General features: G+C 42.5%; 9 protein-coding genes. 4 read left to right on the plus strand and 5 right to left on the minus strand.

Annotation, left to right across the window (positions count from 1 at the left end):
• The first annotated feature begins 57 nt into the window (after positions 1-57).
• The gene (locus JUI58_RS22565) at positions 58-351 is read left to right on the plus strand and encodes a DUF1778 domain-containing protein (protein ID WP_204106098.1); all 294 of its coding nucleotides are present in this window, start codon (positions 58-60) and stop codon (positions 349-351) included.
• 1 nt (position 352) lies between these two features.
• Here JUI58_RS22565 and JUI58_RS22570 read toward each other — a convergent pair whose 3' ends face one another.
• From JUI58_RS22570 to psbQ, 3 genes are read right to left on the minus strand one after another with little or no spacing between them, the layout of a single operon-like run.
• Positions 353-814, minus strand: a complete 462-nt coding sequence (locus JUI58_RS22570; protein WP_204106099.1) for an SRPBCC family protein — start codon at positions 812-814, stop codon at positions 353-355.
• 14 nt (positions 815-828) lie between these two features.
• A complete protein-coding gene (locus JUI58_RS22575; RefSeq protein WP_204106100.1) occupies positions 829-1,926 on the minus strand; it encodes an FAD-dependent oxidoreductase in 1,098 nt (365 codons plus the stop codon).
• Positions 1,923-2,384 (minus strand): photosystem II protein PsbQ, encoded by a 462-nt coding sequence (gene psbQ, locus JUI58_RS22580; protein ID WP_204106101.1) that lies wholly within the window; start codon positions 2,382-2,384, stop codon positions 1,923-1,925. Before psbQ ends, JUI58_RS22575 begins: the two co-directional genes overlap by 4 nt.
• A 215-nt stretch (positions 2,385-2,599) precedes the next feature.
• On the opposite strand from psbQ, the gene JUI58_RS22585 reads away from it, so the two are divergent.
• Together JUI58_RS22585 and JUI58_RS22590 are read left to right on the plus strand one after the other, a co-directional pair.
• Positions 2,600-6,442, plus strand: a complete 3,843-nt coding sequence (locus tag JUI58_RS22585) for an ATP-binding protein (RefSeq protein WP_204106102.1) — start codon at positions 2,600-2,602, stop codon at positions 6,440-6,442.
• 33 nt (positions 6,443-6,475) lie between these two features.
• Positions 6,476-7,432 carry a PleD family two-component system response regulator gene (locus JUI58_RS22590; protein WP_204106103.1) on the plus strand — a complete coding sequence of 319 codons (957 nt, stop codon included), beginning with the start codon at positions 6,476-6,478 and terminating at the stop codon, positions 7,430-7,432.
• Between the two features lie 262 nt (positions 7,433-7,694).
• Here the strand turns inward: JUI58_RS22590 and JUI58_RS22595 are convergent, their stop codons facing one another.
• The gene (locus JUI58_RS22595; protein ID WP_204106104.1) at positions 7,695-8,159 is read right to left on the minus strand and encodes a M67 family metallopeptidase; all 465 of its coding nucleotides are present in this window, start codon (positions 8,157-8,159) and stop codon (positions 7,695-7,697) included.
• A 174-nt stretch (positions 8,160-8,333) separates the two neighbouring features.
• Here JUI58_RS22595 and JUI58_RS22600 point away from each other — a divergent pair, with 174 nt between their 5' ends.
• Positions 8,334-9,185, plus strand: a complete 852-nt coding sequence (locus tag JUI58_RS22600; protein WP_239121651.1) for a pathogenesis-related family 1 protein — start codon at positions 8,334-8,336, stop codon at positions 9,183-9,185.
• A gap of 6 nt (positions 9,186-9,191) precedes the next feature.
• Here the strand turns inward: JUI58_RS22600 and JUI58_RS22605 are convergent, their stop codons facing one another.
• Positions 9,192-10,868, minus strand: a complete 1,677-nt coding sequence (locus JUI58_RS22605; RefSeq protein WP_204106105.1) for an iron uptake porin — start codon at positions 10,866-10,868, stop codon at positions 9,192-9,194.
• Between the last annotated feature and the right edge of the window lie 131 nt (positions 10,869-10,999).

The raw sequence follows: 10,999 nt of genomic DNA on the forward strand, positions 1-10,999 counted from the left end.
TCGATTGGGAACCAAATAGAGCATAATAGAGCCATAAACCAATAGACGATAAATTTAATGTCTCTCTCGACGGAAATTCAAGAAACAATTACCCTGCAATTAAATCGAGAACATAAAAAAATTCTCGATCGCGCAGCAGCCAAGCATTGTATGACTTTAACTGAATATTTGCTCAAACTGGTTTTAGATGCCGCAAGAGATGCAATACCAGACCCAGAACCCGACGCTTTAGTATTGAGCGATCGCGGCAGAGAAAAGTTACAATTAAACTTACAAGCTCCCCCTCAAGGCGATCGCCCTTTAAGTTCAGGAACTGCTCCAAGGGAAAAAGATGAAAATTGGCTGCTGTAAGTTAGCGATCAAGTTTTCCGGGTGGATGTTGTTCAAGTCCTTCTGCAACCCGTTTTAAGCGTTGAAGTTGTGCCTGCATATCCCTTTGAGTCCAAGTTAACGCAAATAAGCGAAATCCCCAACGAATGAAGGGATTAGGAATTACAAACTCAAAACAATTTAATAAAATTGTTCCCTCGTCAGTCTCTTGACATTCCCAGCGATCGCGTCCCTGAAAAAAACCTTGAAATTCCCAGACCACTAAACCCGATTTTCGCTCAATGACTGTATTTTCTAACACGAGAGGAAGCGGGGAAAACTTAACGATAAAGCGACTGCGATCGCCAACTTCCGTACCCCATTCTCCTATAGGTTCGCATCGCAAAGAGGGATTGAGCCAACAGCGCATTAAATCAAGATCGATGATGCACCGTTCGACAATAGCAACACTGGCATTAATTGTGATAGATTGCTCTAATTTCATAATCTATAAAATAATCAAATAAATTCTTCTCGAATCGCTAAAGCCGTAGCAGGAGCAAGTAATATACCATTGCGATAGTGGCCTGTCGCTAAGAGAACATTATCATAACCGGATAAGCGAGTAATAATTGGAGCCGGTTGACCTTCGGGACGAGGACGCTTTCCCCACCACGATCGCAATACTTCCCCATCTTCAATCTCGGGACAAAAGGCGATCGCCTCTGCTTTCATTTTTGCGAATAATATTTTATCTGCAATGACCTCTCCATCTGCATCGGGAAACTCCACCGTTGCACCTAACCAATATTCCCCTTGTCCCAAAGGAACAAGATGAATATCATTACCTGTAATCACGGGTTGAAAATCAAGATTTCCCAAAGGATTAGCTAACTTGAGATGGAGTGCTTGTCCCAACACCGGACGAATATCAACGGGTTGTTTTAAATGAGTGGTGAGAGAAGTCGATCCCAGTCCTGCGGCGATAATGAGATCGTCGAATTCGAGAATACCTTTTGTGGTTTGAATCTGCCTGCATTGGCGGTTTTGGGAGTCATTAAGCCGAGTTGAGAAGCAATCTTGAACTCCAGTACCGAATTTACATTCAACCCCCCGTATTTGGGCTGCTGCAACCAAAGCACGAGTGAGAGAGGTGGGTTCTATCTGTTGGTCTTGGGGAGAATAAACCGCACCGATCGCGCGATCGCAACACACTTGAGGACAATATTTCTGTAAAGTTTGCCGATCCCAAAGCTGTAACTCGTACCCTTGAGACTGGCGAATTTTAGCTAAATTCTCCCATTTCTGGCGATCGTCTCCCGCAAAAAGAAGTTTAAGCAGTCCGTGACGATTAGAGGGAATTTTTTCTCCCGTCAGAGACTCCAATTGAGGCAGAAGCGTCTCATAATAAGCCAAACTGGTGCAGCGCAATTGCCATCGTCGTCCCTTGGTTTTCTGGCTAATGACCCCCATTAAAACCCCGAGAGCGGCACCGGTGGCACCCGATGCCGGAACTTGTCGATCCACTAAAATAACCTGTAAATTAGGAATCGAACTAAGTTCATAGGCGATCGCGGCTCCAATAATACCGCTCCCAATTACGACAACTCGCCTCATGAAGCAATATCGCTTTCCGTTGGGATCGTGTCAATATAGCCATTCAAGTCTTTTAACACGCTTTGGTATTCGTCGATCGCATCGCGATAAATCTTAAATCCGACCGCAGCATCCAAGCGCTCGATATCTTCGTAAAAAGTCTCGTACAATTCTGTAAGAGCCGGTCGATCCTTTGACAGGACAACCGCACGATTAATATAGCTCATCGAACTACTCAATCCACCGAGGGGTCCGTGGATGAAGGAGTCTACATTCTTCCAATCCTCTGACTCAATATACTCAGCCAACTCAGGCATCCGCTCTTGTGCGCTGTATACCGGAGTCATGTATCTTTGAATCTCGGCAATTTTTTCGGGAGTGTAAACCGGAGGTGCTTTCGCAACATTGCCCCCGCAACTGACCAATAGGATAGCGAAGGCCGCTAACACAATCGGTAATATAGACCGCAAGCGTTTCATAATTTAGATTTTACAACAAAGTAACTCGACTTAATAGCATAGAACGTTCTGGGGTTCGAGCCTAGCGCGATGTAAAGAAATGTATTGACAGAGTAGGGTTATCCCTACAAATTATGTTTGAGAAATAATGGCTGGCGATCGCTCAGTTATTCTCAACCAGAAAAACATTAACAGTGCGTGCTAGAAATAAAGAAAACTAATCTTCAGGGCGATCGATGAACAATCTCTGGCAAAATTCAATTTTCTCGGGTCAATATATCCCCCACGGACATTGCTACCTCTGGCAAAAGCCGTTAGTGGGACTGCATATTACTGCCGATCTCATTATCGCCCTTTCCTATTATCTTATCCCTCTGATGTTGGTGTATTTCCTTCGCCAACGTCAAGATATTCCTTTTAAAGGGTTATTTTTCTTATTTGGGGCGTTTATTGTCACTTGCGGCACTACTCACCTTATGGCAATTTGGACTCTCTGGCATCCGGACTATTGGCTCTCAGGTGTAATTAAAGCTATAACCGCCCTAGTTTCATTTTACACGGTATTATTACTCTTTCCCGTGATTCCTCAAGCTCTGGCATTACCCAGTCCAACTCAACTCCAAAAACTTAACCAAGATTTAGAACAGCAAATGCGCGATCGCCACAGCGCTGAAATGCAATTTCGCCAACTCAATCAAGACTTGGAAAAAAGAGTGGAAAAGCGCACTCAAGCCCTTAAAGCAGTGAATGAACAATTAAAAAGTGAAGTGGAAGATCGCCAAGTCTTGGCTCAAAAATTGTCTTCTTCAGAAACCTATATCCGCTCTATCTTTGAAGCTATTACCGATATTATCCTCGTCCTTGATGAAGAATGTCAAGTGACTGAAATTCCCCCCACTCGTTCATCCTTAATTTGGGAATCTGAAGCAGAAAACTTAATCGATCGCACTATTAAACAACTGCTTCGTAAGGATCGCATTGACGAATATCGAGAGAAAGTACAACAGGTTCTCGCGACCCAAAAACCCCTCATTCTTGATTATTATTTGAGGCACGATGATTCTACAGAACAATGGTTTTCTGCCAGTATTGCCCCAATTTCTAATGGTCGAGCAATTTGGATCGCTCGGGATATTACCGAACGCAAACAAGCGGAACAAACCTTAAAAGCACAATCGCAAACATTGACCCATTATAGTTTAGCTTTGGAGGCGATCGATCGCCTAAATACTAACAGCTACCAAAACTTTGAAGACTTACTCAATGCTTATTTACAAGTGGGGTGCAAGATTTTTCAACTTCCCACAGGTATTGTCAGTCACGTTTGCGATCGCCGCTATTTTATTGATGCCGTCTGCTCCAATTTAAGCAACCTTACTCCCCATCTCGAATTTGATTTAGGAGATACCTACTGTGCTGAAGTCATTCGCCAAAAAAAGACGATAACTTATGAATGTGTTGGGGCGATCGCATCTCTACAAAATCACCCTGTTTACCAAAATTTACATTTAGAATCTTATTTGGGTACTCCTATCTTTGCTGGTGGTGAAATTTATGGAACTCTCAATTTTTCTGCTACGGAAGCCAAGCAGGAACCCTTTGAAAGCAAAGATCGAGCGATTATCGAGTTAATGGCTCGGGATTTGGGAAAATTTATTGCGGCTCGAGAGGTAGATATTGCCTCTCGCAAAATTGAACAAAAGCGCCAAGAAATGGAATATGCTCTCCGTCAGAGCGAGGCACGCAATCGCGGTATCGTGTCAGCAATTCCCGATTTAATGCTGCGAATCGATGGCAAGGGCTATTATTTGGATTATATTCCAGCCCAGCATTCTCCAGAATTGTTATCTGTCGATCGCCTTGGCAAACACCTCTCTGAAGTGCTACCTCCTGAATTAGTTCCTGTCCAAATGCACGAGATCGCCAAAGCACTTTCTACAGGAAAATTACAGGTTTACGAACGGCAAGTCTACATTGACGATCGCTGCTACGATGAAGAGGTCAGAATTGCCCCCAGTGGGGAAAATGAAGTGCTGGTAATTATTCGCGATATCAGTGAACAAAAATGGGCTGAAATTGCTTTATTCGAGCAAATGCGTTTAGCTTCGTTAGATGCAGATATTGGCCTTGCTCTGACGAGAAACCAAGACTTACAAGATACTCTAGAATGTTGCGCTCTCGGACTAGCTGAAAATCTGAATACGGCATTAAACTGTATCTGGACGATCGCGGAAGGGAATCTCAAAAGACAAGCGATCACCGGCGATCGAATCGTTATCGAAAATAGCGATCGCGATCTGGAAAAGAAATTAAATCTCGATCGCATTCTTGCTGAAGGAAAGCCTTATCTTAAAAATAATCTCACTGAGGATGATGATATTTGCAGTTTGGACTGGATGCAACAGCACAAATTTACGGCGATCGCGGTTTATCCTCTCCTTGTTGATGAAACGGCGATCGGCATTCTTCTACTCTGCGATCGCACTGATTTCTCCGAGACGATTCTTCGCGCTTTAACTTCAGTAGCTAATAGTATTGCATTAGGAATTAACCGTCATTTATCCGATATTGCCCTACAACGAGCCAAAGAAATCGCCGAAGCTGCTAATTTAGCCAAAAGTCAATTTCTGGCCTCTATGAGCCATGAATTACGAACCCCTCTCAATGCCATTCTCGGTTTTGCTCAAATTTTGTATCAAGACATAACTTTGCAAGGAAAACAACGGGAATTTATCAGCATTATCGAACATAGCGGAGAACATCTCCTAGGATTAATCGATGATATTCTCTCAATGTCTAGAATTGAAACCGGACATATCGAACTCGAAAAAGTTGTTTTTAGTCTCGATAGCCTTGTGGATAATCTCTACAGTATGTTTCAATTACAAACTCAATCTAAAGGAATTAATTTATCCTTTCATCGGTCTTCTGAACTTCCCTCCCGACTTATTGGTGACGAAAGTAAATTGCGCCAAATTCTGATTAATTTATTAGGTAATGCGATTAAGTTTACTGAAAATGGTAGCATTACTTTACAAGTTAAAGAGGAGGCAAGAGGCACAATTTGCTTTGAGGTTAGCGATACGGGAGCGGGTATATCCCCAGAAGAACTTCCTCAAATCTTTGCTGCATTCGTACAGAGTGAAAGCGGTCAGAAATCGGGTTTAGGAGCGGGTTTAGGACTTGCACTAACTCGTAAATTTGTCGAGTTGATGGGAGGAGAGATTACTGTTAGCAGTCGCGGCTATATTTTCTCTCCCCATTCCTCGCTATCTTTACGATCGGAGCCGATTAATTCCCAAACAGTAGGGACAGTTTTTTCCCTAGTTATTCCTTTCCAAACTGCTGAACAAATTCCTCAACCCGCACGTCAAAAACCCATAGCTCTTGCACCTAACCAGCCCATCTATCGTATTTTAATTGTTGAGGATACCAGGCAAAATCGCTTGTTGCTGCGATCGCTTCTCATTCCTCTCGGTTTTGAGATCGCAGAAGCAGAGAATGGAGAAGCCGCGATCGCGCTCTGGGAACAATGGCAGCCTCACTTAATTTTAATGGATATGAAAATGCCGGTGATGAATGGGGATGAAGCCACTCGGCAAATCCGTTTAAGAGAGAAGAATTCAGCCAAAACTATCCCACACTCTACAGCAATTATCGCCCTAACTGCCAGCGTATTCAGTAGCGATCTCGAACAAATGCTGTCCTTGGGTTGCGATGATTTTCTCAGCAAACCTTTTCAAGCTACAATTCTCTTAGAAAAGATTGCTAATCTTTTAGGAGTTCGCTATCTTTATAATACTTCGATGGCAATAACAACTGATGTTAATTCCTTGCAATGGCAATCTAGTGGCGATCGCAGTTTTCCCTTAGAAATTCTCTCAAGTATGCCGCGATCGTGGCTGGAAGAATTCTATCAAATGGCCTCTGTTGCTGATGAGGAAGGGATGCGACAACAAATTGCAGAAATTCCCCCAGAGAAGGAGACTTTAGGGCGATCGCTTGAAGTGTTGATCGATGACTTTCGCGTTGATTTGATTTTTGGGTTTGTCCAAACAGTTTTGGGCAATAAATCATAAAATATTTTACGTTTACTCTCCCATTTTTTGAATATGTCTGAGCCATTCCAAGCCGATATTTTAATCGTTGACGACAAACCAGAAAACCTACGTCTTCTTGATACTATGCTAACTCAAGAAGGTTATAAAGTTCGTAAGGTTACGACGGGAAAAATGGCATTGCAAGTTGCCGAAAGCGCCCGACCCGATCTAATTTTACTTGATATTGCTATGCCGGAAATGGATGGTTACGAGGTTTGTAAATATCTGAAAGCAGATGCGATAACTAGGGAAATTCCTGTTATTTTCTTGAGTGCATTAAATCTCACTTTTAATAAAATACAGGCTTTTGAGGTAGGGGGGGCAGACTATATTACTAAACCATTTCACTTGTCAGAAGTGCAAGTACGAATTAATAATCAATTGAAAGTGCGATCGCTAACGAAAGAATTGCTAGAGAAAAATACTCAACTTGAAACAGCCAACCGCAAACTACAGGCTCTTGTTAATATTGATGGTCTGACGGAAGTTGCTAATCGTCGTCACTTTGACCATTGTTTAGAGTTAGAATGGCACAGGCTTGATCGAGAAGCAAAACCCCTCTCTCTAATTATGAGTGATATTGATGCTTTTAAAGCCTACAATGACACTTACGGACATCAAGCTGGCGATCGATGCTTACAAGCGGTTGCTCGAGGGATTTCAGAACAACTTAAACGCCCTTGTGATTTGGTTGCGCGTTATGGTGGGGAAGAGTTTGTTATTATTTTACCCGATACCGATCGCCAAGGGGGACTCGTTGTTGCAGAATCTATTCGCAGTACCATTCAAGCCTTAAAAATTACTCATGCTCATGGCATTAGCGAGAAAGTTGTTACATTAAGTTTAGGTTTAACCAGTCTCATTCCCAGACACAATCTTTCTCCCAGCGAGGCGATCGCTCGAGCCGATAAAGCCCTTTACGAAGCTAAAACACAAGGTAAAAACCGCGTTTGTTTTCAGGGAGAATAGTGGATAGTTGATAGTTGATAGTTGATAGTTGATAGTTGATAGTGGATAGTTGATAGTTGATAGTGGATAGTTGATAGTTGATAGTGGATAGTGGATAGTTGATAGTTGATAGTTGATAGTGGATAGTTGATAGTTGATAGTGGATAGTGGATAGTTGATAGTTGATAGTGGATAGTTGATAGTTGATAGTTGATAGTTGATGGTTGATAGTTGATAGGTATGATAGTTGATAGTTTATGGTTGATAGTTGGTAAAAGTAAATCTATTGTATGATTTCAGATTGAAATTGTTGCTGTCGATCGAGAGTCCAGCTTTGTACATCATTCGCTTTTCCTTGGCTAACAGCAATAATTAAGTAAGAATAATCAGACCAAGCGATCGCGCGATCGAATTCGGAAGGAATTGCGGCTGCGTCGGGGTGAGAATGATAGAATCCTAAGACGATAATATGGCGATCGCGTGCTTCTTTTTGTGCTTTTAATAAGTCTTCTGGGGCAATGGAAAAATTTCTCGCTTTTTCACCACTGCGATCGGCTATATTCGCAATTTCTTGTAAATATTTTGAGTCTTCTTCATTCCAAGCATTTTGGGTGGGAATCAAATCGAGAATAACTTTGCGATCGCCTTCAATTTCCCCTAAGATAATGCCGCAACATTCTTCTGGATAGGTTTTCTCTGCGTGACGAAAAAGGCTCTGGAATTGTTCCGATTTGATCTGAATAATCATTAAAGCTCCTTAAATGTAGAATTGTTAAAATAGATTTATTTGTTGTAGAATAATACTAATCAGCTTGTTGCAATATAGTAGGGGTTTGGTTTCCAAACCCTCCCTCTGTATTTGGTCTGTATTTGGTTTCCAAACCCTCCCTTTGTATTTGATTCTTTTAGGATATTCCGAATTATGGCACTACAAAAAGTTTTAATTCCTTTATCTATCTTAGTCGTGGCAAGTCTGCTGGGAATTTATGCAACTTCTCAACCGTCTGGGAAGATTATTCCAGATTTAATGCCAATTTCCAACAGTCAATCAGAAACCGATAAAACAATATCTCCGACTCAACCCAAAAATACTCTAGAGAATAATCGAGAAACTAATCTTATGGCACAAAGTCCAACAATTCCCCTTGATGGTAGCCCCGTTTATGTTCGCAAACAAGGACAATGGTATGAGGCAATTTTAACAGGTTGGCAGTGGAATAGTTCAACAGGAGAACAATATGAAGTTTCTTATGTTGAAAATAATAGTACAGAAACGGGAGTGACGCGCGATCGCATTTTAACATTACAAGAAGCTCAACAGCGCGGCATTGCAACTAATGTTTACGATCTGGCCAGTCAAACCGGGATCGAACAAATGTTAAACACTCATAATCAATGGCGGCAGAAAGTGGGGGTTTCTCCCCTACAATGGTCGCCAGATTTAGCAAATTATGCTCAAGAATGGGCGAATAAACTATTACGCGAGGATAAATTTGAACACCGCCAAAATTCGCCTTATGGGGAAAACTTGGCATCGGCATCGGGACAACAATTAAGCCCAGAAAGAGTTGTAAATATGTGGGGAGATGAAGTTAAAGATTACAACTATAATAATAACAGTTGTAAACCGAACAAAATATGCGGTCACTATACTCAAGTTGTTTGGAATAGCACCCGAGAAGTAGGCTGCGCTGTGGCTCGAAATAGCGATCGCGAAGTTTGGGTTTGTAATTACAATCCTCCCGGAAATATTGTTGGACGGAAGCCCTATTAAATCTCATCAAATCTCAAAATGAGTTTGTAGAGTGAAGATAAAAGCATCGTCATTACCACTATTCTGATTGAGAGAAGGAAGCCAAATTATACCAGGAGTTACAGCAATGCGATCGCTAACTTGATAGCGGTAGAGTGCCTCAACGTGCCAGACATTATCGCGATCGAGTAAAGGCACAGAATTCCCCCCCGATCGCACCCCTTTAAGAGTAGGTTCAGACCCCAAAATCAAGGCACCCAAATTCCCTTCCTTCCCCAGATCGGGAAAAGCAAACGCGATCGCATAGTTCCAAATTTCTCCATCCCCAAACTCAATAAACTTGGCCTTAGTTAAACCAGCCCATGCCGAAATTGCAAAACCCTCATCGAGTTGATAAAATGCTGATAATCCGTAAGAATTACCGACAACAGGAGTATCAAAAGCACTATCTGTTCGTCCGCTATTAGCATTTAAAGCCAGAGGAATGAGATTGGCAGAAAATGACCCCGTAGCAACCCCACTCCCCCCAAAGCGAAACGTATTGGCTCGACTATAATTATGCAGATAAGTTAACCCAAATTGGAAAGAATCGGGAGAACCCAAAATAACCTGCCCCATGAGAGAATAATTACCATTAAATACACCTTCATCGGGTTTATTCGCATTGTTCGCTAAATAGCCCACATCGACCCGCAAACCTTCCCCAAACTGATAATTTAAGCCAACTCCTCCCCCTTCTCCCCCGATCGCATAAAGAGGGTTACGCTGTCCAAAACGAGATAAAGCCCCCTGACCTCCATCTTGGTCATCTAAATAAGGGTTTAGAGTTTCCGCATAGTCAAAATGGGAGCCTCCTGTGGCAAAAAGATGCGCCATACCATTTTTACCCACAGGAAAGCGATAACTGAGCAGATCGAGAAAAACAGAATTAGTATTTTCGCTGACCGTAGAAGTGTCCAAAGCTAGGCGACCATCATTAGAAGAGAGTAAACTGGCCGCATTTGTCCCCCCCGTATTTCCCCCCGAAGCGAACAAAGGCACTGCATTACTCGCAGAAATCTGAGTTCTCAGGCGATCGCCTCCGTAAAAACTGGTATCGAAATTGAAGCGCGATCGGTATTGAAACACCGTTTCTGTATCGCCATTGGTACTACTGCGAAAAATATCAGTAATATTGTTGGCACCCAAAACATCACTCAAGGCAAAAATAGCCTCTCCCGTCAGTTTTGTCGTCGTGGAAAACATATTTGCCTCCAACTCCTGTACCCGGGCTTCTAAACCATCAGTGCGTCCTCGCATCACAGCAATTTCTTGGTTAAAATCTCTTGTAAGCTGTAAGATTGTCTCCAAATCTTCTCGCGAGACAAACTCAGAACTGGTTTGGGCAATTAACCGTTCAATTTGTTGCCAGCAAGCATTTAATGCCGCCGCAAATTCATAGCGCGAGAGAGGGCGATCGCCCTTATATTGGCCATCAGGATATCCTGCCAAACAATCATAACGAGCAACCAGATCCCGAAGAGCTTGATAAGCCCAGTCTTGAGGAGAAACATCGCGAAAGTCAGCCACGCGATTGATTTGAGACATGGGAGAATCGTCGCCAAATTCAAGTTCTGTAAGCGTTTGGGCGTTGAGAGGTGAGACAAATGCTAAAACAGTACAGAAAGCAAGGGTTGCTTCCCATTTTGGATTTTGAAATAACATAATTTGAGACTTATTTGAGATTTATTTGAGATTTTCCTATCCAAAAATGCAAAAAGAGGACTCCCGTTAGACCCAAAGGGTTAACGGTGAGATGACGAGCGCGTTCCCTAGGTGAATTCGATTCACCGGGG

It is taken from the genome of Spirulina sp. CCY15215 (assembly GCF_016888125.1).
In the GTDB taxonomy this organism is placed as follows: domain Bacteria; phylum Cyanobacteriota; class Cyanobacteriia; order Cyanobacteriales; family Spirulinaceae; genus CCY15215.

Coding starts and splice junctions, on each gene's coding strand:
- JUI58_RS22565 (WP_204106098.1), top strand. CDS start 58: ATGTCTCTCTCGACGGAAATTCAAGAAACAATTACCCTGCAATTAAAT.
- JUI58_RS22570 (WP_204106099.1), bottom strand. CDS start 814: ATGAAATTAGAGCAATCTATCACAATTAATGCCAGTGTTGCTATTGTC.
- JUI58_RS22575 (WP_204106100.1), bottom strand. CDS start 1,926: ATGAGGCGAGTTGTCGTAATTGGGAGCGGTATTATTGGAGCCGCGATC.
- psbQ (WP_204106101.1), bottom strand. CDS start 2,384: ATGAAACGCTTGCGGTCTATATTACCGATTGTGTTAGCGGCCTTCGCT.
- JUI58_RS22585 (WP_204106102.1), top strand. CDS start 2,600: ATGAACAATCTCTGGCAAAATTCAATTTTCTCGGGTCAATATATCCCC.
- JUI58_RS22590 (WP_204106103.1), top strand. CDS start 6,476: ATGTCTGAGCCATTCCAAGCCGATATTTTAATCGTTGACGACAAACCA.
- JUI58_RS22595 (WP_204106104.1), bottom strand. CDS start 8,159: ATGATTATTCAGATCAAATCGGAACAATTCCAGAGCCTTTTTCGTCAC.
- JUI58_RS22600 (WP_239121651.1), top strand. CDS start 8,334: ATGGCACTACAAAAAGTTTTAATTCCTTTATCTATCTTAGTCGTGGCA.
- JUI58_RS22605 (WP_204106105.1), bottom strand. CDS start 10,868: ATGTTATTTCAAAATCCAAAATGGGAAGCAACCCTTGCTTTCTGTACT.